General features: G+C 72.4%; 23 protein-coding genes. 16 read left to right on the top strand and 7 right to left on the bottom strand.

The window, feature by feature from the left end; all coding sequences use genetic code 11:
* Positions 1-117 precede the first annotated feature (117 nt).
* Positions 118-1,500, top strand: a complete 1,383-nt coding sequence (gene ribA, locus CXQ97_RS00520) for a GTP cyclohydrolase II (protein ID WP_104178905.1) — start codon at positions 118-120, stop codon at positions 1,498-1,500.
* Between the two features lie 74 nt (positions 1,501-1,574).
* Here the strand turns inward: ribA and CXQ97_RS00515 are convergent, their stop codons facing one another.
* On the bottom strand, positions 1,575-1,805 hold the full coding sequence (locus tag CXQ97_RS00515) for a DUF3072 domain-containing protein (protein WP_104178904.1): 231 nt from the start codon (positions 1,803-1,805) through the stop codon (positions 1,575-1,577).
* Positions 1,806-2,091: 286 nt separating this feature from the next.
* On the opposite strand from CXQ97_RS00515, the gene CXQ97_RS00510 reads away from it, so the two are divergent.
* On the top strand, positions 2,092-2,931 hold the full coding sequence (locus tag CXQ97_RS00510; RefSeq protein ID WP_181034928.1) for an SDR family oxidoreductase: 840 nt from the start codon (positions 2,092-2,094) through the stop codon (positions 2,929-2,931).
* Positions 2,932-3,127: 196 nt separating this feature from the next.
* Here the strand turns inward: CXQ97_RS00510 and CXQ97_RS00505 are convergent, their stop codons facing one another.
* Entirely contained in the window at positions 3,128-3,985 is an 858-nt protein-coding gene (locus CXQ97_RS00505; protein WP_104178902.1) for an SMP-30/gluconolactonase/LRE family protein, read from the bottom strand.
* Positions 3,986-4,030: 45 nt separating this feature from the next.
* The gene (locus CXQ97_RS00500; protein WP_104178901.1) at positions 4,031-4,516 is read right to left on the bottom strand and encodes a DUF3515 domain-containing protein; all 486 of its coding nucleotides are present in this window, start codon (positions 4,514-4,516) and stop codon (positions 4,031-4,033) included.
* 184 nt (positions 4,517-4,700) lie between these two features.
* On the opposite strand from CXQ97_RS00500, the gene CXQ97_RS00495 reads away from it, so the two are divergent.
* The 11 genes from CXQ97_RS00495 (at position 4,701) to rsmD (ending at position 16,140) form a co-directional block, all read left to right on the top strand.
* The gene (locus CXQ97_RS00495) at positions 4,701-5,507 is read left to right on the top strand and encodes a hypothetical protein (protein WP_104178900.1); all 807 of its coding nucleotides are present in this window, start codon (positions 4,701-4,703) and stop codon (positions 5,505-5,507) included.
* A gap of 100 nt (positions 5,508-5,607) precedes the next feature.
* Entirely contained in the window at positions 5,608-6,606 is a 999-nt protein-coding gene (gene rfbB, locus CXQ97_RS00490) for a dTDP-glucose 4,6-dehydratase (protein WP_104179329.1), read from the top strand.
* A 4-nt stretch (positions 6,607-6,610) separates the two neighbouring features.
* Positions 6,611-8,029 (top strand): bifunctional dTDP-4-dehydrorhamnose 3,5-epimerase family protein/NAD(P)-dependent oxidoreductase, encoded by a 1,419-nt coding sequence (locus CXQ97_RS00485; RefSeq protein ID WP_104178899.1) that lies wholly within the window; start codon positions 6,611-6,613, stop codon positions 8,027-8,029.
* Between the two features lie 48 nt (positions 8,030-8,077).
* Positions 8,078-9,118, top strand: a complete 1,041-nt coding sequence (gene thiL, locus CXQ97_RS00480) for a thiamine-phosphate kinase (protein ID WP_104178898.1) — start codon at positions 8,078-8,080, stop codon at positions 9,116-9,118.
* Between the two features lie 22 nt (positions 9,119-9,140).
* On the top strand, positions 9,141-10,079 hold the full coding sequence (locus CXQ97_RS00475; protein ID WP_104178897.1) for a DAK2 domain-containing protein: 939 nt from the start codon (positions 9,141-9,143) through the stop codon (positions 10,077-10,079).
* Positions 10,076-12,304, top strand: a complete 2,229-nt coding sequence (locus CXQ97_RS00470; protein WP_104178896.1) for an ATP-dependent DNA helicase RecG — start codon at positions 10,076-10,078, stop codon at positions 12,302-12,304. Before CXQ97_RS00475 ends, CXQ97_RS00470 begins: the two co-directional genes overlap by 4 nt.
* Positions 12,305-12,342: 38 nt before the next feature.
* A complete protein-coding gene (locus CXQ97_RS00465; protein ID WP_104179328.1) occupies positions 12,343-12,747 on the top strand; it encodes a molybdopterin-binding protein in 405 nt (134 codons plus the stop codon).
* A 2-nt stretch (positions 12,748-12,749) separates the two neighbouring features.
* A complete protein-coding gene (modA, locus tag CXQ97_RS00460) occupies positions 12,750-13,550 on the top strand; it encodes a molybdate ABC transporter substrate-binding protein (RefSeq protein WP_258062106.1) in 801 nt (266 codons plus the stop codon).
* A gap of 57 nt (positions 13,551-13,607) precedes the next feature.
* On the top strand, positions 13,608-14,432 hold the full coding sequence (locus tag CXQ97_RS00455; protein WP_104178895.1) for an ABC transporter permease: 825 nt from the start codon (positions 13,608-13,610) through the stop codon (positions 14,430-14,432).
* Complete coding sequence (locus CXQ97_RS00450) at positions 14,432-15,523, top strand: sulfate/molybdate ABC transporter ATP-binding protein (RefSeq protein ID WP_104178894.1); 1,092 nt, start codon at positions 14,432-14,434, stop codon at positions 15,521-15,523. Before CXQ97_RS00455 ends, CXQ97_RS00450 begins: the two co-directional genes overlap by 1 nt.
* A gap of 44 nt (positions 15,524-15,567) precedes the next feature.
* The gene (rsmD, locus tag CXQ97_RS00445; protein WP_104178893.1) at positions 15,568-16,140 is read left to right on the top strand and encodes a 16S rRNA (guanine(966)-N(2))-methyltransferase RsmD; all 573 of its coding nucleotides are present in this window, start codon (positions 15,568-15,570) and stop codon (positions 16,138-16,140) included.
* A 64-nt stretch (positions 16,141-16,204) separates the two neighbouring features.
* Here rsmD and CXQ97_RS00440 read toward each other — a convergent pair whose 3' ends face one another.
* The 4 genes from CXQ97_RS00440 to CXQ97_RS00425 all read right to left on the bottom strand — a co-directional run bounded on the left by CXQ97_RS00440 (position 16,205) and on the right by CXQ97_RS00425 (position 19,901).
* Positions 16,205-16,957 carry a YcnI family protein gene (locus CXQ97_RS00440; RefSeq protein ID WP_104178892.1) on the bottom strand — a complete coding sequence of 251 codons (753 nt, stop codon included), beginning with the start codon at positions 16,955-16,957 and terminating at the stop codon, positions 16,205-16,207.
* Positions 16,958-17,077: 120 nt separating this feature from the next.
* Positions 17,078-17,674 (bottom strand): hypothetical protein, encoded by a 597-nt coding sequence (locus CXQ97_RS00435; RefSeq protein WP_104178891.1) that lies wholly within the window; start codon positions 17,672-17,674, stop codon positions 17,078-17,080.
* Positions 17,675-17,838: 164 nt separating this feature from the next.
* Positions 17,839-18,675, bottom strand: a complete 837-nt coding sequence (locus tag CXQ97_RS19705) for a spermidine synthase (protein ID WP_258062105.1) — start codon at positions 18,673-18,675, stop codon at positions 17,839-17,841.
* Positions 18,672-19,901: an aminotransferase class I/II-fold pyridoxal phosphate-dependent enzyme gene (locus tag CXQ97_RS00425; protein ID WP_104178890.1), complete on the bottom strand. Its 1,230-nt coding sequence runs from the start codon at positions 19,899-19,901 to the stop codon at positions 18,672-18,674. The genes CXQ97_RS19705 and CXQ97_RS00425 overlap by 4 nt, the downstream gene beginning before the upstream one ends.
* Before the next feature lie 73 nt (positions 19,902-19,974).
* Here CXQ97_RS00425 and coaD point away from each other — a divergent pair, with 73 nt between their 5' ends.
* The 3 genes from coaD to rpmF all read left to right on the top strand — a co-directional run bounded on the left by coaD (position 19,975) and on the right by rpmF (position 21,332).
* Positions 19,975-20,448, top strand: coding sequence for a pantetheine-phosphate adenylyltransferase (gene coaD, locus CXQ97_RS00420; RefSeq protein ID WP_104178889.1), 474 nt, complete (start codon positions 19,975-19,977; stop codon positions 20,446-20,448).
* Between the two features lie 114 nt (positions 20,449-20,562).
* Positions 20,563-21,126 (top strand): DUF177 domain-containing protein, encoded by a 564-nt coding sequence (locus CXQ97_RS00415; protein ID WP_104178888.1) that lies wholly within the window; start codon positions 20,563-20,565, stop codon positions 21,124-21,126.
* Between the two features lie 2 nt (positions 21,127-21,128).
* Positions 21,129-21,332: a 50S ribosomal protein L32 gene (gene rpmF / locus CXQ97_RS00410; RefSeq protein ID WP_043445822.1), complete on the top strand. Its 204-nt coding sequence runs from the start codon at positions 21,129-21,131 to the stop codon at positions 21,330-21,332.
* The last annotated feature ends 3 nt before the right edge of the window (positions 21,333-21,335 follow it).

Genomic DNA, 21,335 nt, shown 5'->3' with positions numbered 1-21,335 from the left:
GCCGGCCGCCCGGCAAGGAGCGGCGGACCGGGTAGTGCGGGGCCGGCGTCCTGCCCCTGCCGACGCCCGGGGACGCGCGTTTTCGCGTCCCCGGGGCCCCGCTCGTAGGGTTGACCCATGTCCATCAAGTCCCCGCGCGCTGATGCCGCAGCCGTGCCGGCGACCGTCGAGAGGGTCGCGGAGACCGTCCTGCCCACCCGGCACGGGACCTTCCGCCTCGTCGGCTACCGCGACGACGGGGGCACCGAGCACGTGGCCCTCATGCAGGGGATCGACGACGCCGCACTCGCGGGTCCGGCCCCGCTCGTCCGCGTGCACAGCGAGTGCCTCACGGGCGACGCCTTCGGGTCCTGGCGCTGCGACTGCGGGGAGCAGCTCGATGCCGCCCTCGCCGCCATCTCCGCGGAGGGACGGGGCGTCGTGGTCTACGTCCGGGGCCATGAGGGCCGCGGCATCGGCCTGCTGGCGAAGCTGAAGGCCTACGCCCTGCAGGACCAGGGCATCGACACGGTGGATGCGAACACGGCGCTCGGACTGCCCGTGGACGCGCGCCGGTACGGCCAGGCCGCCGAGATCCTGCAGGACCTCGGCATCGGCTCCGTCCGCCTGCTGTCCGGCAACCCGGCGAAGGAGGAGGCACTCGAGGACCTCGGCATCGCCGTCGTCGAGCGCCGCAACCTCCCCGTGTCCGACCGCGCGGAGAACGCGGGCTACCTGGCGACCAAGCGCGCCCGCATGCGGCATGACGCACCTCCCGGCGCCGATGCGTGGGAGTCTCTGCTCGACGGCGTGGTGCCGGCGGCGCCCGCCCCGGGCGAGGCGGAGGAACTGACCCACCGGTACGGCTACCTCGCGCAGGCGTCGGGGCAGCTCGTCGTGGGGCAGTTGCGCCAGAGCCTCGACGGGTTCATCGCGTCACGCTCGGGGGACGCGGGCTTCCACGAGGACCGCGGCGACCACGGTCACCTCCAGCGGCTGCGTGCGCTCGTGGACGCCGTCGTCGTGGGTGCGTCCACCGTCCTGGCCGAGGACTGCTCCCTCGCCGTCGAGGACGTCCCCGGCCGCAGCCCCGTGCGTGTGGTGCTGGATGCGGCGGCGAGGGTGGGCGTCGGCACCCGGGTGCTGGCCGACGACGGCGTGCCGACACTGTGGATCGTGGCGCACGACGCCGCGGTGACCGACGGGCTGCCCTCCTCGGTGGAGGTGGTGCGTCTGCCGGTCGAGGACTTCGCGCCGCGCCGCGTCCTGGACATCCTGCAGGCGCGGGGACTCGGGAAGGTCCTCGTCGAAGGGGGCGGGAAGACCGTCTCGCGGTTCCTCGAGGCCGGCGCACTCGACCGCCTCTACCTCACCACCGCACCGGTGCTCGTGGGCGACGGCATCCCCGGGATCCGCTTCTCGGGATCCGACGCCCTGGCCGAGGCGCGTACGGCGCCCGTCCGGCGCTTCCTGTTCGGCCAGGACATCTGCACCGAGTTCAACTTCGCGGCGACGCGCTAGATCCGGGCCGGACGCAGGAATCCCACTGCCCGGGCGCTCCGGCGCCGGACAGTGGGATCCAGGAAGCGTCCGGGTCAGGAGTCGTCGGCGAGTCGCTTGCTCTTGCCCTGCAGCCGGTCGATGTGCTCCGATGCCTCGGCCTTGTTGATGTCCGCCGGGATCTCCTCGCCCGCCTCGCGTGCGAGCGTGTCCAGGTAACTGCGCTGCGCGGCGGTCATGGGCTCGTCGCCGGTGACCCAGTCGGAGGGATCACGCTCGAATCCGCCCTCGGGCTCGGAGTTCGGGCTTCCCAGTGTGTCTGCCATGTGTGTTCCCCTTCGTGGTGGCCGGCTGAAGCCATCAGTCTACTTACTGTCACTGACACCCCGGTGGCGGGTGCCGCAGACGGCGGACCAGGCCACCGACGGGTAGCGCGTCGGTCCGCTCCGACGGCGGGACGGATGCGGCTGCGTACCGCAGGGACGCAGGGAGTCCTCCTCGTGCAACGGGTTTCCGGACCACCCGTCCGCTTCCCTCCGATCGAGACGGATGCTTACGGTGAAGGGGCCAGGAACCCACGGGCGCGACCGCCCGCCGTCACGAGGAGAAACAGTGAGCCAGCCGGCGCAGCAGCAGGACCCGCCCGGAACCACCGAGGCCATGGACCCGACTCCCGATCACGGCGAGGAGTCCTATCGCGGCAGCGGCCGGCTGACAGGCAAGAAGGCCGTCATCACGGGCGGTGACAGCGGCATCGGCCGCGCCGTCGCGATCGCGTACGCCCGCGAGGGAGCGGACGTCCTCATCAGCTACCTGAACGAGGACGACGACGCCCGCGAGACGGCGCGCTGGGTGGAGGAGGCGGGGCGGCAGGCCGTCCTCTTCCCCGGGGACCTCGCCGACCCGGCGACGTGCCGCGCCGTGATCGACAAGGCCGTCGAGGAGTTCGGCCGTGTGGACATCCTCGTCAGCAACGCCGCCTTCCAGATGACCCACGAGACCATCGAGGAGATCCCGGACGAGGAGTGGAACCACACGCTCGCCACCAACCTCAGCGCCTTCTTCCACCTCACGAAGGCGGTCCTGCCGCACATGGGCAAGGGGGGCTCGATCATCGGCTCGAGCTCCATCAACGCGGACAACCCGGTGCCCACCCTGATGCCCTACTCGGCGACGAAGGCCGGCATCGCCAACATGACCGCGTCCATGGCGCAGCTCCTCGCCGAGCGTGGCATCCGCGCCAACTCGGTGGCCCCCGGACCCGTCTGGACACCACTCATCCCTGCCACCATGCCGAACGAGCAGGTCGAGACCTTCGGCCGGCAGGTGCCGATGCAGCGGGCGGGCCAGCCCGCGGAGCTCGCCCCGGTGTACGTGATGCTCGCGTCGGACGAGGCGAGCTACGTCTCGGGGGCGCTCATCGCCGTCACCGGCGGACAACCCATCCTGTGATGCCGATGCCGATGCCGATGCCGATGCCGATGCTGATGCCGATCACGGCACGGTGACGCCGTCCGGCGCCGCGACGGACGACGCGCGCCCGTCGCACCGCCGGACGTCCTCGAGCACTCCCTCCACGGATGTCCGACAGCAGGCGTCCGTGGAGGGCTGGTCCGCCTGACCCTCCTGGTCCGCCTGGTCCGCCTGACTAGCCCGCGAACATCGGCAGGGGAGCGCCGACCACCCCGGGCTCGACGGCGAAGAGCGCGCCGGCCTGGGACTCCGACCCCTCCGGGACGTTCTCCCGGGTCGTCGTGATGAACAGCGTCGTCAGGTCCGGTCCACCGAAGGCGCACGCCGTCACGTTCGTCACGGGCAGCGTGACGTGGTCCGTGAGCCTGCCGGAGGCGTCGTAGCGTGCCACGGCCCCGCCTCCGTACAGCGCGGCCCAGATGCCGCCCTCGGCGTCGATGGCGAGCCCGTCGGGCATCCCGAGCGCCTGCTCGACGACGGCGAACGTGCGGCGGTCCGTGAACCGGCCGGAGGCGACGTCGTAGCCGAGGGCGTCGATGCGACCGGTGGGGGTGTCGGCGAAGAACGCGGTGTCGCCGGTGGGGGAGAAGTGCAGGCCGTTGGAGACGGTGACGCCGGTCAGCAGGGTGGAGACCGCATGGTCACCGTCCAGCGCGTACAGGGTGCCCGCACCGAAGCCGCCCTCCCAGCCCATCGACCCGCACAGGAACCGCCCCGCGGTGTCGCAGCCGCCGTCGTTCATGCGGACGGAGCCGTCGCTGAAGGCCGCGGGGCCCTGCTCGAGGGTCGTGAACGAGTCGTCGGCGAACAGGAACCCGCGCTCGACGCCGAGGACGTACCCGCCCGACGCGCGGCCGCGGACGACGCCGGCGAGGCGCGGGTGCACGTCGTGCCGGTCGAAGCTGCCGTCGTCATGGCGGACCAGGACGTCGCCCTCCATCATGTCCACCAGCAGCAGCTCCCCGCGGCGCGGGTCCCAGTAGGGCCCCTCCCCGTGGAAGGTGCAGACGTCGGAGATTTGCTCGGCTTTCACGGTGCCTCCTGGCGGTAGGGGTCGGACGGCGGCGAAGGGCTCGCGTCAGCCGCCGCCGGGCGCGGGGGTGGCGTCGGCGAGGCCGACGCACGCGCGGCTCTGCTCCACGCGCCCGACGGCGTCCCCGAGTTCCACGAGGACGGTGCTCGAGGCGACCTCCTCCGGGTCGAAGAGGACCTCGACGGCGGGATCACGCCCGTAGGTGGTGGCGGTCCAGGCCGGATCACCCTCGCGGACCACCCAGTCCACGTCGTTCACGGTCACGCACGGATCGGTGGTGGGGCCGGGGACGTCCACGCCGCACCGCAGGACCACCCTGGAGGGATCGCCCCACGCCGAGGTGGCCTGGCTGTTCGTGTCGCGCTGTTCGTTCTCGGCGACCGACGGCGGCAGGGCGATCATCACGTCTGCGCACCGCGCGTTCGCCGCATCCTGCGCGGGATCGACGTCGACGACGGAGCCGCACCCGGACAGCGCCACCAGGATCGCGGCGAACACCAGGGGGGTCGCGGACCGGGGGAGAGCAGGCATGGTCCCACCCTAGTAGGTGGGCGGAGGGCGGGGGCGACACGGCGGCGACACCGTCCCTGATGAGCCGGGCGGGAGAACGGGCCGACCGTACACTGCAGGAGCCGCAGCCGAATCCCGAGCTGCCGGTCCCCCCACCCGCACCCGGCGACGCATGCGCCGGTGCGAGAGCCCGAGCCGAGGACGAATGACCGCGCCCCACCGCCGCACCCTGCCGACGACCACCAGCACCAGGACCCTCTCCGGGGCGGCGGCCGTCCTCCTCGCCGGAGCGGTGCTCGCCGCGCCGATGCCCGCGCTCGCGGTGGACGCGGTCGGGACCGAGCCGGCCCCCGCCCTCGTCGCCGAGCAGGGGCCGGTGGTACCGCAGCAGCCGCAGCCGACGGGGACCTTCGTCGAGCCCGCGCCGGCCGTACCGGACCCGACAGCGACCTCCGGCATCGACCCTGCCACCGGCTTCGCGATCAATGCCCGCACCGGCTTCCTGGTGCACCCCGCCACGGGGTACCTGATCGAACCGGGCACCGGGCAGCTCCTCTTCGCCGACACCCTCATCTACACCAACCTCCGGTACGACGCCGCCGCCGGGGAGGTGCTGGACAGCGCCGGTGAGAGCCCGGCCCCCGGCACCGGAGGCACGACGTCCGCTCCGGTCCCGACGGCCACGGCCACGCCCACCCCCGCGCCCACCCCCGCGCCCACCTCCACGCCCGGGGCCACCGCAGGAGCGCCGGCCCCGGCGCCGTCCGCAACCGTCCCCCCGGAGGTACCCGCCGCGGCGCCGGTCGCACCCCCGGCTACCCCCAGCGCAACGGCGACACCGCGTGCCAGCCGATCGGCGACGCCCTCCGCCACGAGCGCCCCGGTGGCTGCCGAGGAGGAGCGCGCGTCCTCCCTCGCTCCGGTCGCCTGGATCGGCGCCGGCCTCCTGGCGGCCGCGCTCGTCGTCGTCGCCGTCCTCGCCGCACGACGGCGGGGGCGCCACCAGCCCTGACCCGCCGCCGGCCCCCGACGCCGCTGCGGGAGGGGCCGCGCGACAGGCCGCCCGCCGGCGGAACCGGGCGATGCCGGGCCCTGCCGGTAAAGTGCAGGACGTGAAGAATCTCCTGGTCACCGGCGGCGCCGGCTTTATCGGATCCAATTTCGTGCACTATCTGATGCAGCACACGGACGCCTCCGTCACCGTGCTCGACAAGATGACGTACGCCGGCAACCACGCCTCGCTCGAGGGGCTGCCGAGCAGCCGTGTCGAACTGGTGGTCGGTGACATCGCCGACGCCGCCGTCGTCGACCCGCTGACCCGGCGGGCGGACGCCGTCGTGCACTTCGCCGCCGAGTCGCACAACGACAACTCCCTGCACGATCCGCGTCCGTTCCTCGACACCAACATCATCGGCACCTACACCCTGCTCGAGGCCGCGCGGAGGTACGGGACGCGCTTCCACCACATCAGCACCGACGAGGTGTACGGCGACCTCGAGCTCGACGACCCCGAGCGCTTCACCGAGAACACGCCCTACAACCCGTCGAGCCCCTACTCGTCCACGAAGGCGGGCTCGGACCTCCTCGTGCGCGCCTGGGTGCGCTCCTTCGGCGTCCGGGCCACCATCAGCAACTGCTCCAACAACTACGGGCCCTACCAGCACGTCGAGAAGTTCATCCCGCGCCAGATCACCAACGTGATCGACGGCGTCCGCCCGAAGCTCTACGGCGAAGGCCTCAACGTGCGCGACTGGATCCACGCCAACGACCACTCCTCCGCGGTGTGGACGATCCTCGAGAAGGGCGAGATCGGGCAGACCTACCTGGTCGGCGCCGACGGCGAGCGGAACAACAAGGACGTCGTGGAACTCATCCTCGGCGAGATGGGCCGGCCCGCCGACGCCTACGACCACGTGATCGACCGCGCCGGACACGACCTCCGCTACGCCATCGACTCCACGAAGCTGCGCACGGAGCTCGGCTGGACCCCCGAGTTCCACCACTTCGAGCAGGGTCTGCGCGACACCATCGCCTGGTACCGCGCCAACGAGGCCTGGTGGCGCCCGCAGAAGGCCGTCACCGAGTCCAAGTACACCGAGCTGGGGCAGTAGGAGCATGGGCCCCGCCTTCTCGAAGCCCCTCGCCGCCCGCGAGACGCCGATCCCCGGCGTCGTGCTGTTCGACCTTCCCGTCCACGGTGACAACCGCGGCTGGTTCAAGGAGAACTGGCAGCGCGCCAAGATGACCGCGGCCGGACTGGACGACTTCGGTCCCGTGCAGAACAACATCTCCTTCAACGAGACCGCAGGCACCACGCGCGGCATCCACGCCGAGCCGTGGGACAAGTTCATCTCCGTGGCCACGGGACGGGTCTTCGGCGCGTGGGTGGACCTCCGCGAAGGGCCCTCCTTCGGCGCGGTGTTCACCGCGGAACTCGATCCGTCGACGGCGATCTTCATCCCGCGCGGCGTCGGCAACGCCTTCCAGACCCTCGAGGACGGGACCGCCTACACCTACCTCGTCAACGACCACTGGTCCGCCGACGCGCAGGGCCAGTACGTCTTCCTCAACCTCGCCGACGAGGCCGCCGCCATCGCCTGGCCCATCCCGCTGGCCGACGCCGAGCTGTCCGAGAAGGACCGCAACCATCCGCGCCTCGCGGACGTCACGCCGCTCGCGCCGCGCCGCACGCTCGTCGTCGGTGCCGACGGCCAGCTCGGCAGGGCCCTGCGCAGCGCCCTCGCCGGCCGCTCCTCCGTCGAGTTCGCGTCGCGCGCCGACCTCGACCTCCTCGCCGGGGACCTCGACGGCGCCCGGCCGTGGTCGGCGTACGACACGGTGATCAACGCCGCGGCGTACACCGCGGTCGACGCCGCGGAGACGCCGGAGGGCCGCGCCGCCGCGTGGGCCGTCAACGTCACCGGCGTCGCAGCCCTCGCCCGGGTGGCGACAGCGCACCGCCTGACCCTCGTGCACATCTCCAGCGACTACGTCTTCGACGGATCGAACGCCGTGCACGGGGAGGACGAGCCGTTCAGCCCGCTCGGCGTGTACGGGCAGACCAAGGCGGCGGGCGACGCCATCGTGGCCACGGTGCCGCGCCACTACATCCTGCGCACCAGCTGGGTGATCGGCGAGGGCAACAACTTCGTGCGGACCATGGCGAGCCTCGCGGGCCGCGGCATCTCCCCGAGCGTCGTGGACGACCAGGTGGGCCGCCTCACCTTCACCGGGGACATCGCCGCCGCCATCCTGCACCTGCTCGGGACGGCGGCCCCGCACGGCACGTACAACGTGACGAACGACGGCGAGGCGCAGAGCTGGGCCGACATCGCGGCGGAGGTCTACGCACTGTGCGGCAGGGACCGGGCGGACGTCACGGGCGTCAGCACGGCCGAGTACTTCGCGGGCAAGGAGGCCGCGCCGCGACCCCTGCAGAGCACGCTCGACCTCGGGAAGCTCAGGGCCGCCGGTTTCGCGCCTGCGCCTGCGGCGGAGCGCCTCGCCGAGTACGTCGCCGCGCTGCCGGCGTGATCCGGTGCCGGGCCCCGCTTTGTCGGTACCGCACCCTACGGTAGGCGAATGAGCGAATCAGCGGAGCGGACGGCATCCGTGGAACCGGCGGAACCGGCGGGACCGACCGTCGACGGGATGACGGAGGGGGAACTCCTCGCGCGGATCTTCCCGCTGCTCGGCGACGCGGCGGGTGCGCTCGTCGGCCCCGGGGACGACGCCGCCGTGCTCGCGGCGCCGGGTGGCTCCGTCGTGATCTCGCTGGACACCCTCGTGGAGGACCACGACTTCCGGCTCGTCCGCGCGAACGGCTTCCGGACCACCGGCTACGACGTGGGCTGGAAGTCCGCGGCCCAGAATCTCAGCGACATCAACGCGATGGGCGGCACGGCGACGTCGCTGGTCGTGAGCCTGACCCTGCCCCCGCACACGCCGGTCGCCTGGGTCGAGGACTGCGCGCGGGGGCTGGCCTCCGCGATCCGAGGGCTCGGCGCCGGCGGCTGCTCCGTGGTCGGCGGGGACCTGGGAGGCGGGGCGCAGATCGTCGTGACCGCCGCCGCCACCGGGACCCTGGACGGGCGGGCTCCCGTCCTCCGGTCCGGCGCGGCACCGGGGCACGTCCTGGCCGTCGCGGGGACCCTCGGCCGGGCCGCGGCGGGCCTGGCCATCCTCGAGGACGGCCGTCCGCTCGAGGATTTCGGCGCGTCGGGGGAGGACCTCGTGAGCGCCCAGCTGCGTCCCCGTCCGCCGCTGGCCGCGGGCCCCGCCGCCGCCGCCGCCGGCGCGAGCGCGATGCTCGACATCTCGGACGGACTCGTGCGGGATGCCGGCCGCATCGCGACGGCGAGCGGCGTGCACCTCGACCTCGACCCCGCCGCGCTGCAGCGGTATGCGGTGCCATTGGAGGACACGGCCGCTCTGCTCGGCGTCGACCCGCTCGACTGGGTGCTCGGCGGCGGCGAGGACCACGGGCTGCTCGCGAGCTTCCCGCGCGACGCCCTGCTCCCACCCGGGTTCGCTGCGGTAGGCTCGGTGAAGCCGGGCAGGCCGTTGGTGACACTGGCGTCCCAGGCGACAGTCCTCAGGGGATGGGATCACTTTGCACACTAAGATCACCGCCAATGCTGTTGCGATGAAGCGTTGGCTGAGCAGGGCCGAAGAATCCCTCGGCAACCACAGCGACCGCCTCAACGCCATCAACATCTTCCCCGTAGCCGACGGCGACACCGGCACCAACCTCTACCAGACGGCCCGGGCCGCCGCGCGTGCAGCGCACGAGGCCGAGACATCGGACCTGGGCGAACTGCTCAGCATCGCGGGCCGCGCCGCCATGGAGGACGCGCGGGGCAACTCGGGAACGCTCTTCGCCGTCTTCCTGGCGGCGTTCGCCGAGCCGCTGCACGGCGTCACGCGCCTCACCAGCACGCTCCTCGCAGCGGCGCTCCACCGGGCCCAGATCCGCAGCTGGTCCGCCCTGAGCGATCCCGTCCCCGGCACCATGCTGTCCGTCCTCGAAGCCAGCGCACGCGGCGCGGCCGAAGCCGCCTCCGGCCACGCGGGGGACGACAGCAACTCCGCGCTCGCCCTCACGCTGCGGGCGTCCGTGCAGCAGTCCCTGCGGGCCGTCATCCGGACCGAGAGCCAGCTCGGCCCGCTCACGGAGGCGAAGGTGGTCGACGCCGGCGGCGTGGGCTTCCTCCTGATCCTCGACGCGCTGAGGGCCGCCGCGCTCGGCGAGGAGCTGCAGGACGAGCTGATCGACGGCCTCCACGGGTACGACATCCAGGCACCGCACATCCACAACGGCGGCGACGCGGAGGGCGTGGAGGTCATGTGCACCATCAACCTCAGCCCCCTCGACGCCGCCACCCTGCGCCTCCACCTCGACGAGATCGGCGACTCGGTCATCATGAGCGCCGTCACCGCGGTCGAGGAGGGCTATCGCTGGCGTGTGCACGTGCACGTGCCGGACGCGGCGCCCGCGCTCGCCCTCATCCACGAGGCCGGAGACCCCGTCAACATCACGGTGACCCTGCTCGCCGCCCCGCCGGTAGGAGACGCGAGCCGGTGACTCCTGACACGGCGCGGGCCACCGCCTCGGAGCTGGATGCACCGCTCGAGAAGCGCCTCGGGCCGGTGGCCAAGCACCTCGCCAAGTACTTCGGGATCACCACGGTCGGCGAGCTGCTCAACCATTTCCCGCGCACCTACCTCAAGCGGGGGGAGCTGACGCCCATCGCCGACGTCCCCGTGGACGAGGAGGTCACGCTGATCGCCCGCGTGCATTCGGCGAACTCCCGCAAGATGCACACGCGCAAGGGGATGCTGCTCGAGGTCACCATCACCGACGACGCCGACGGCGGCCTCGGCGGGATGAACCTGACCTACTTCAACGGCTTCGGGGCGGCACGGGAGCTCAGGCCCGGCGTGCGTGCGATGTTCTCCGGCAAGGTGACCGTGTACCGCGGGAAGCTGTCGCTGACGAACCCGCGCTACGCCCTGCTCGACGAGGGTGACGACCCCGACGACGTGAACCGGCCCATCCCGGTCTACCCGGCGGTCGAGAAGCTCGACAGCGACAAGATCGCGAAGGCGGTCGCCATCGTCCTCGACACCCTGCAGCTCTCCGACCTCGACGACCCGGTACCGGCCTCGATCGTCCGGCGCGACAAGCTCATGAGCCTCGCCACCGCCTACGAACTCGTGCACCGGCCCCAGCAGGTCGAGGACGCGTACCGGGCGCAGCACCGCCTGCGCTACCAGGAGGCGTTCGTGCTGCAGGCGGCCCTCGCCCGCCGTCGTGCCCTCGCCGCCCGGGAGGAGGCGACCGCGCGCCCTCCGCGCGACGGCGGCCTCCTCGCCCAGTTCGACGCGCGGCTGCCTTTCACGCTCACGCAGGGACAGCTCGACGTCGGGCGGACGCTCGCCGACGATCTCGCACGGGACCACCCCATGAACCGCCTGCTGCAGGGAGAGGTCGGCTCGGGCAAGACCCTGGTGGCGCTGCGCGCCATGCTGCAGGTCATCGACGCCGGCGGCCAGGCCGCGCTGCTCGCACCCACCGAGGTGCTCGCCGCCCAGCACCTGCAGTCGATCACCCGGACGCTCGGTCCGCTGGCCGAGGGGGGGATGCTCGGCGGAGCCCTGGACGGCACGCGCGTGGTACTGCTGACCGGCTCCATGTCGACCGCGCAGCGCAAGAAGTCGCTGCTCGACGCGGCGTCGGGTGACGCGGGCATCGTCATCGGCACCCACGCCCTCCTGTCCGACAACGTGGAGTTCTTCGACCTCGGCCTGATCGTCGTCGACGAGCAGCACCGCTTCGGCGTGGAGCAGCGCGACTCCCTGCGCACCAAGGCCCGCACCTCTCCGCACGTCCTCGTCATGACGGCCACGCCGATCCCGCGCACGGTCGCCATGACCGTGTTCGGGGACCTCGAGACCTCGACGCTGTCCGAACTGCCCGCCGGGCGGTCGCCGATCGCCACCCACGAGGTGGGCCTCACCGAGCACCCCGCGTGGATCAACCGGATCTGGTCGCGGGCGCGCGAGGAGATCGACGCCGGCCGGCAGGTGTACGTCGTGTGCCCCAAGATCGGCGACGACGGCAAGGCCGAGGAGGACGCGCCGGAGGCGCTCTACGGTGAGCCGACGGCGGACCGGAAGGCCGGGGGACAGCAGGAGCTGACGAGCGTCGTGGGCCTCTTCGAGTCGCTCGGGGCCGTCCCGCAGCTCGAGGGAGTGACCAGCGGCATGCTGCACGGGCGGATGGACGCCCTCGACAAGGCGGAGGTCATGGCGCGCTTCGCCGACGGCAGCGTGCAGCTGCTGATCGCGACGACCGTCATCGAGGTGGGCGTCGACGTCCCCAACGCCACGCTCATGGTCATCATGGACGCCGACCGCTTCGGCATCTCCCAGCTCCACCAGCTGCGCGGGCGCATCGGCCGTGGCGGGCACGCCGGGACCTGCCTCCTCGTGACGAAGCTCGAGCCAGAGCACCCGAGCCGCGAGCGGCTGTCCGCCGTCGCCGCCACGACGGACGGGTTCGAGCTGTCCCAGAAGGACCTCGAGCTCCGGCGCGAGGGGAACATCCTCGGCGCCTCGCAGTCCGGCGGCCGCTCGGCGCTGCGCTTCCTCAAGATCACCCAGCACGGCAAGGTCATCGAGAAGGCACGCGCCGACGCGCAGGACATCGTCCCGGGCGACCCGGACCTCTCCGAGTACCCGGGGCTCGCGCTCGCCATCGAGCTCTACCTCAACCCCGAGAAGGAAGCCTTCCTCGAGAAGGGGTGATCCTGCGCTTCCGCGTCCGAGGAGATAACATCCTGTTCATGACGCAGATACGGATCGGCGATGCAGCGCGTTTCCTCGCCGTCAGCGATGACACCGTCCGCCGGTGGATCGACGCCGGCGTCCTCGCAAGTACCCGTGACGCCTCGGGGAAGGCCGTCGTCGAGGCCCTCGAGCTCGCGCAGCTCGCGCGGCGCAACGCGGTCCTGCCCGGCGATCCGTCCGACATCGGCCGGTCCGCACGCAACCGGTTCGTGGGCATCGTGACGGACATCATCGTCGACACCGTCATGGCGCAGGTGGAGCTCCAGTGCGGTCCCCACCGCATCGTGTCCCTCATGAGCAGCGAGGCCGTCCGCGACCTCGGCCTCGAGAAGGGCTCCGTCGCGATCGCCGTCGTCAAGGCCACCACCGTCATCATCGAGACCCCGGCGGGGAAGGGCTGACCGTGCCGTCGAACCAGGGATCCGCCCTCGCGCTCGCCACCGCCGTCGTGTTCCTGGCCGGCGCGTGCGGGGCCGGCGGGCCGGACGCCGGAGACGGCGCCGTCGGCGGTGCTGCCGGGGAGGCGATCGGCGGCAGCATCACCGTCTTCGCAGCAGCGTCCCTCACGGCGTCCTTCACGGATCTCGCCGCCCGGTTCGAGGAGGCCCATCCCGACGCCGAGGTCGCCCTGAACTTCGCGGGCTCGTCGGATCTCGCCATCCAGATCATCGAGGGTGCCCCCGCGGACGTCCTGGCCACCGCGGACGCGGAGAACATGGGCAAGGTCCGGGACGCGGGCATGCTCACGGGGGATCCGGTCGACTTCGCCACCAACACGCTCCAGCTCGCGGTCCCCCCGGACAACCCCGCCGGGATCACCTCGCTCCCCGACGCGGCGGCGCCCGGCGTGAAGACGGTCGTGTGCGCCGGACAGGTCCCGTGCGGGGCGGCCGCCGCGGCGGTCGAGCAGGCGGCCGGGGTGGACCTGGAACCGGTCAGTGAGGAGTCCTCGGTCGCCGACGTGCTCGGCAAGGTCACCTCGGGCGAGGCGGACGCCGGGCTGGTCTACCGGACGGACGTGCGGGCGGCGGCGGGCACGGTGCGCGGCATCGACGTCCCCGAGGCCGCCGGGGTGGTCAACACCTACCCCATCGCCGCTCTCCCCGACAGCGCCGATGCCGCGACCGCCGAGGCCTTCGTCGACTTCGTGACGGGCACGGAGGGGCAGGCCGTGCTCCGGGCAGCGGGTTTCGGTGCGCCCTGACCCGTTCCGTCACCGTGGAGGCGGCCCGCGTGCCGCGGGCGCCGAGCCGGGACGCCGATGAACGCCGGGGTGCTCCCGCGCTGGGTGGTGGCTCTCGCGGTCGCGGGCGGGCTGTTCGTGGTGCTGCCCGTGGTGGCCCTGGCCCTGCGTGTCGACTGGCCGCGCTTCGTCCCCCTCGTCACCTCGGACAGCGCCCGGGCGGCCCTGCTGCTCAGCCTGCGGACCTCGCTCTCGGCGACGGCGCTGTGCGTTCTGTTCGGTGTCCCCATGGCCCTGGTCCTGGCCCGGACGGCGTTCCGCGGGCAACGGCTCGTGCGGTCGCTCGTGCTGCTCCCGCTGGTCCTCCCGCCGGTGGTCGGCGGCATCGCCCTGCTGTACACCTTCGGGCGGCGCGGCCTGCTCGGGAGTACCCTCAGCGCCGCGGGCATCGACATCGCCTTCTCGACGGCAGCGGTCGTGATGTCGCAGGCCTTCGTCGCCCTGCCGTTCCTCGTCCTCAGCCTCGAGGGCGCGCTGAGGTCCGTCGGGACCCGGTACGAGGCCGTCGGCGCGACCCTCGGCGCCGGTCGCTGGACGGTGCTGCGGCGCATCACCCTGCCCCTGGTCCTGCCCGCCCTCGTCTCCGGCGCCGTCCTCTCCTTCGCCCGCGCGCTGGGCGAGTTCGGAGCGACGCTCACCTTCGCGGGGAGCCTCGAAGGCACCACGAGGACCCTCCCGCTCGAGGTCTACCTGCAGCGGGAGACCGACCCTGACGCGGCCGTCGCGCTGTCGCTCATCCTCGTCGTCGTGGCGGTCGCCGTCGTGGGCGTCGCCCACCGCGTGCGGCCCCTCGCCGGCGGAGCACCTGCGCCCGGCCCGGCCCGCACCGGAGGGCTCCGCTGATGGGCCTCACCTTCGCGGCCGCCCTCACCGAACGGGGGTTTGACGTCTCGTTCGAGCTCGCTCCCGGGGAGACGCTCGCCGTGCTCGGACCCAACGGGGCCGGGAAGTCCACGCTGCTCAACCTCATCGCGGGGCTGCTCGCCCCCACCTCCGGCAGGGCGGAACTGGACGGTTCCATCCTCTTCGACGCCGGCGCCGGCCGGCGCGTACTCACCGAGCCCCGGCGCCGCGGGGTGTCACTGCTTGCCCAGGAGGCGCTGCTGTTCCCCCATCTCACGGCCCTGGAGAACGTCGCCTTCGGGCCGCGGAGCCGGGGCGAGCACCGGGCTGCGGCGCGGAGCAGGGCCCTGCAGTGGCTCGGGCGCGTCGGCGTCGAGGAGCTCGCACGCCGTAGGCCCGCCGAGCTGTCGGGCGGCCAGGCCCAGCGCGTCGCCATCGCCCGCGCACTTGCGGCCGACCCTGCGCTGCTCCTGCTCGACGAACCGCTCGCGGCCCTCGACGTCGCCGTCGCCCCGTCTGTCCGCGCGCTCCTCCGGGACGTGCTGGTCGAGCGCTCGGCCGTCATCGTGACCCACGACCCGCTCGACGCCTTCCTGCTGGCCGACCGCGTCCTCATCCTCGATGGCGGGAGGATCGTCGAGTCCGGCGCCACCGCCGACGTCCTCACACGGCCCGTCACCGCGTTCGGTGCCCGGCTCGCGGGCCTCAACCTCGTCCTCGGACGTGCGACGACGGCGGAACGCCCGGCGGACTCCCGGGCCGGATCGACTGCAGGCCCGGGGGCGGGATTCGCTGCGGACAACGGGCTGCGGGTGCCGTCCGCGGGGCCGCTCCCGACGGACCGCCGGCTCGCCCTCACGGTGCGTCCCGGCAGCGTGACCGTGTCGCGGAGCGCCGAGGCCCCACCCGGCACCAGCCGCATCGAGACCGAGGTCGACGACGTCGAGCACCGCGGCGACCTCGTCCGCGTCCACGCCGCGGGACTGGCCGCCGATATGTCCCCGGCCGACGTGGTCGCTCTCGGCATCACGCCGGGCATGCGGGTGTTCGTGGGCTTCCGGCACGAGGACGCAAGCATCTACCCGCTGTAGGAGGGCGGTCGGAGCGGCATCGGCCGGGCGATAGAGTCGAGAGCATGACGCGCATCATCGCCGGAGCCGCGGGCGGCTCGACCCTCACCAGCGTCGAGGGGAACGGCACCCGTCCCACGACCGACCGCGTGAAGGAGGCCCTCTTCTCGAGCCTCGAGTCCTACAACGTGGTGCAGGGTGCGCATGTGCTCGACCTCTACGCGGGCTCCGGGTCGCTTGGTGTCGAGAGCGCGAGCCGCGGCGCCGCCTCGGTGGACCTCGTGGAATCGGTCGACCGGGCAGCAGCGGTCGCCCAGCGCAACGCCGACCTCGTGAACCGCGTACTGGGGTGGACCGCGGTGCGCGTACACCGCACCAGGGTCGAGACCTACCTGGAGCGTGTCGCCCCGGACGTGATGTGGGACCTGGTCCTCATGGATCCGCCCTACACCGTGCGGGAGGACGGCGTGCTCGCCGTGCTGGCGGCGCTCGAGTCGAGGCTGTCCGAGGGGGCGGTCGTCGTCGTCGAGCGCTCGGCGCGGTCACCGGAGCCCGCCTGGCCCGCCTGGCTCGAGCGGTTCTCGGACAAGAAGTACGGGGAGACGCGCCTCTGGTTCCTGGAGCCGGCGATCCCCTGACCTGCTCGCGCCCGCCCCGGGGTGCGGTGCAGGCCCGCGGGCCTGCACCGCACCCCTATGGGTGCTATGCCGTGCGGCGCGTCCTGGCGAGGGCCGCCACGCCTGCGGCGAGCCCGAGCAGGCCGGCGACGAGTCCGGCCCACGCGACGGGCGAGGGCGAGCCCGCGTCGGAACTGTCGGTGCTGGAGGCCGCCTGCTCGGCGTCGATCGCCTCCGCGGTCTCGGCGGCCGTGTGCGTGCCACCGTGCGCGTCCTCGCCCTCGGCCGAGGCGGTCGTCACGAAGGACGGTGCCGGCTTGTCCGGCTCCTCGGCGCCCTCGACGGCCTCCTGGTCCCACGCGACGACGTCGCCGTCGGTGTAGGACTGCGTGGCGGGGAGCAGCACGGTGGACCCGGCCTCGGGCAGGCGGCCGACGGAGATCGAGAACGTCTGGTACTCCTGCTGCGAGATCTCGGCGCCGGCCTCCGCGGTCCAGACGACGGACAGCGGCGCCTCGGTGAGGGTCGCGCCGTCGTCCGTGGTGACGGGCTCGGGCAGCGCGCCGGTCACCACTTCGGCTGTCCAGCCCTCGACCGGCTTGACCCGGACGGAGGTGAACGGCTGCTCGGTCGGGAGCTGGACCTCGACCTTGTTCGTGCCGGCGCTCTCGGACTCGTTGGGCACGCTGAACGTCAGCTGCGAGTACCCGTTCTCCGTGGTGGAGGCGGGGGCGACCGTGACGTGGGCGCTGGCGGCACCGAGGCCGAGAGCCATGAGCCCGGCGGTGGTCAGGGCGACGGCGCTCGTGGTGAGGGTACGCCTGGAGGGGTTGGTCATGGGACTGCCTTTCGGGGGGTGCGCTCCGGGCCGCGCTAGCGGGAGGTGTCGGAGCAGCAGGGATGCGTGGGGTCGTCGGGGGAAGCGCCGCCGATGCCCCGGGTCCCTTCGGGGTCCGGGTCAGGCGGGCAGCGCGGCCATCGGCGGCCCGCGCAGGCTCGGCACGGAGGCGTGCACGGGCAGCGGCGCGACCGGCGGGGGCCCGCCCAGTACCGACGGGCGGCGGGCAGGAGCGGGGAGGGCGACGGCCGGGAGGGTGAGAAGCGGCCGCAGCCAGGCGCGGAGGAGGGCGAGCGCCTGCTCGCTCCGGGACACCGCGACCGCCAGGAGGATCGATGCCACCGCGTGCAGCAGGAGCATGGCCGGACCGGCGGACACCCCGCCCATCGACTCCTCGACCGCCGGCGAGCAGGCGAGCTCGAACGCGGCGTGATGCCCGGGCATCGCCGAGGAGCTCCGGCACACGGCGGGAACGGCCGTCATCCCGAACACCGTGTGCAGCAGGAACTGCCCCGCGCCCATCGCCAGGAGGCCTGAGCGGAACGAGAGCGGATGCCGGGTCAGCAGCCTCAGCGGGATCAGGACCAGGACACCGATCAGGAGCAGGACGCCCGGGGCGGGGAGGTGCCCCGCGGCGAGGACGTGGGACGCGGACGAGACCGAGAGGATCAGCGAGGCGAGGACCACGGACCGGAGACAGGGGAGGGCGGTCGCCATCCTGTGCCTCCTTCGTGTCGTGTCCCGCAGCCTTCGCAGCCCGCCGGCTCGACGGGCTGCTCTCACAGAGTACCGCCGCGCCGGTGACCGGCTGCGTGCACGTACTTCGCGTGCGTCGTCCTCCCGGATGGGCCGGCGGCGGCGCATCCGGCGACTCCCGCCCGCTATCGGGGCGCGGGCCCGTGGAAGGCTGCGAGGTCCGGGCCGGCGAGGACGGCGGCCGGGTGGGGCCCGGCAGTCAGGAGCGCCCGGGTCCAGGTCCCCGGCCAGGGCACGCGGCGCGCTGCGATGACGACGTTCCCGGCCTGTGAGCCGCCCACCATCCCGGCCTCGGTGAGCACTGCGGTCGCAGCGGCCAGCGCTGCGAGTTGTCTGCTCTGCGCTCGGGCGAAGGCGAGCGGCGGATCGTCCCCGACGTTCACCAGGACCACCCCGTCCTCGGCGCAGACCCGCAGGAGGTGCGCGGCGAAGTCGGGGGAGGTGAGGTGGACGGGCGCGTCGGCCCCGGCGAAGATGTCGAGCACGACGACGTCGAAGGCGGCGTCCGGCTGCTCCAGGACGGCGTCGGCCGCGTCCCCGATGACGATGTCGCAGGAGGTCCCGTCCGGTAGCGGCATCGCGTCGAGGACGAAGTCGATCAGGTTCCGCTCGAGGTCGACGGCGGTCTGCGGCGAGCCGGGGCGCGTGGCCTGGACGTAGCGCACGAGGGTCAGCGCCCCGGCGCCGAGATGCAGGACCCGCAGGGGAGCGCCGGGCTCCCCGACGAGGTCGATCACGTGGGCGATGCGCTGCAGGTACTCGTAGAAGACACGCTCGGGGTGGCGCAGGTCCACGTGGGACTGCTGGGCGCCCCCGATGCTGAGGATCAGGGCCCCTTTGATATGGGCGTCCTCGTCGATCTCCGCGTACGCGCCGGTCCCGGGCAGCCAGCGGGTGGGGACCTCGGCGTCGTCCTCGTTCCCGGGGGCCGCTCCGGACACCGGGTCCGGCGCGGTGGTCACAGCCGCCCCCGCAGGGTGCCGAGCCGCCGGGCGCCCTCCTCGATGACGTCGAACTTTTTGCAGAATGCGAAGCGCAGCATCGAGCGCGTGCGCTCCGCGCCTTCCTCGTGGCAGAACATGGCGACGGGGATCGCGGCGACGCCGATCAGCTCCGGCAGTCGCCGCGCGAGGTCTGTCGCGTCGTCGATCCCCAGCGGAGCGGCGTCGACCATGGTGAAGAACGTGCCCTCGGGTTCGAAGACGTCGAAGCCGGCCGCGCGGAGACCCTCGCCCAGGAGGTCCCGCTTCTTCCCGAGGGTGGCCGCGGCGGAGGAGAAGAATGCGTCCGGCAGCCCGAGCCCCAGGGTGACGGCGCCCTGGAAGGGTGTGCCCGAGGTGTACGTCAGGAAGGTCTTGACCGTGCGCACCTGGGCCACCAGGTCCGCCGGGCCGCTGAGCCACCCCACCTTCCAGCCGGTCACGGAGAAGGTCTTGCCCGCGGAGGAGATCGTCAGGGTGCGTCCCGCGGCCCCCGGGAGGGTGGCGACGGGAAGGTGCCGGACCCCGAAGGTCAGGTGCTCGTACACCTCGTCCGTCACGATGATCGCGCCGAAGCGCTCCGCCAGCCGGACGATGAGCTCGAGGGCCGGCCGGCCGAGGACGCTGCCCGTCGGGTTGTGGGGATTGTTGACGACGACGATCCTCGTGCGCTCGCTGAAGGCCGCCTCGAGGTCCGCGGCCTCCGGCTGGAAGTGGGGGGCGCGGAGCGGGGCGGTGGTGTGGGTCGCCCCCGACAGACCGATCACGGCGCCGTACGAGTCGTAGAACGGCTCGAAGGTCAGGACCTCGTCCCCGGGGCCGGCGAACGCGAGGATGGCGGCGGCGATCGACTCCGTGGCGCCCGTGCTGACGATCACCTCGGTGTGCGGATCCACGGCCAGACCGTAGAACCGCTCCTGGTGGGCCGCGATGGCGTGGCGCAGGACGGCGAGTCCCTGACCGGGAGCGTACTGGTTGGCGCCGTCCGCGATGGCGGCGCGGGCGGCGTCGAGGATCTCCCGCGGGCCGTCCTCGTCCGGGAAGCCCTGGCCGAGATTGATCGCCGCGTGCTGCTGGGCGAGGGCCGTCACCTCCTCGAAGATGGTGATCCCGAGCCGGCCGTCGCTCCCGAGCAGGTTCGCCCCGCGCGCCGTCCTCGTCCACGGCGCCGTGCTCGTCGGGGCGGGGATCTGCGGGTGTGTCGTCATGACACCAGTATCGCGGCTCCCGCCGGCCGCGCCACGGACGACGCCTGCCCGCCCGACTGGGTACCGTGGGGGCATGAGCCGCGCCGTCTGCCCCGGGTCCTTCGACCCCATCCACAACGGACACATCGAAGTCATCCGTCGCGCCACCCGCCTCTTCGACGAGGTGATCGTCGCGGTCTCGACGAACTACGCCAAGACGTACCGGTTCGGGATCGACGAGCGCCTCGCATTCTGCACCGACAGCCTCGCGCACCTGCCGGGCATCACGGTGCGACCCATGGAGGCGGGCCTCGTGGCGGAGTTCTGTCGGGAGCACGGCGCGGTGGCGCTCGTGAAGGGACTGCGCTCCAGCCTCGACTTCGACTACGAACTCCCGATGGCCACCATGAACCGGCACCTCGCCGATATCGAGACGGTCTTCCTGCCCACCGGTACGGACTTCGCCCATGTCTCCTCGACACTGCTCAAGGAGGTCGCGGCGCTCGGCGGCGACATCCGCGCGTTCGTTCCCGACGCCGTCCACGCCCGGCTGCGGCCGGAGGGCTGAGCCGGGTGCGTCCGAGGAGCGCGCGTTTTGGGCCTGCCCGGATCGGCAGGGTAGGATGATACGTCGGTCATATGTTCTACAGGAGTCACCATTAAAAGCGATCTCAGTTCGCCCTTGACGTTCGGCGTCAAGGATCTCGGACGCAGTCCGGGAAGCATGCGGACAGTCGAAGAACATGTACCGGCACCGAAGGATTTCGGCGTCGCACTGATCGGTGTGCAGGAGGGTTCCGAGATGGAACTCGATCTGCGGTTCGAGTCGGTGCACGAGGGGATCCTGGTGTCCGGAACGGCGAACGTCGAGGTAACCGGCGAGTGCGGCCGTTGCCTGGAGCCACTACGGTACGAACACGAAGTGGATGTCCAGGAGCTCTTCTTCTACAGCGACTCGGAGTCGCTGTCGGGCGAGGACGAAGAACTGCACAGGGTGGAGAGCGATTCGGTCGCACTGGAACCCGTGCTGAGGGATGCAGTGGTTACGTCGCTGCCATTCCAGCCGGTGTGCCGGGACGACTGCAAGGGTCTGTGCTCCGAATGCGGAGCCCGGCTCAATGACGATCCGGACCACCACCATGAAATTTTGGACCCTCGCTGGTCAGCCCTCGCCGGGCTGGCGGGCAACGCCGCTGAGAACGATGCGGCACCAAAGTCAGAGTCAGACGAGAGAGAAGAGAGTTAGCCGTGGCTGTCCCGAAACGGAAGATGTCCCGCGCGAATACCCGCGCACGCCGGTCCCAGTGGAAGGCAACCGCCCCCAAGCTGGTCAAGACCCTCGAGAACGGCCGCGTGACCTACAGCCTCGCCCACCAGGCGAAGGTCGTCACCGACTCGGCGGGCACCCCGCTGTTCCTCGAGTACAAGGGCCGCAAGGTAGCCGACGTCTGACAT

It is taken from the genome of Arthrobacter sp. B0490 (genome assembly GCF_002929355.1).
Lineage (GTDB): Bacteria > Actinomycetota > Actinomycetes > Actinomycetales > Micrococcaceae > Arthrobacter_D.
This window is presented reverse-complemented; position numbering and strand designations above follow the sequence as displayed.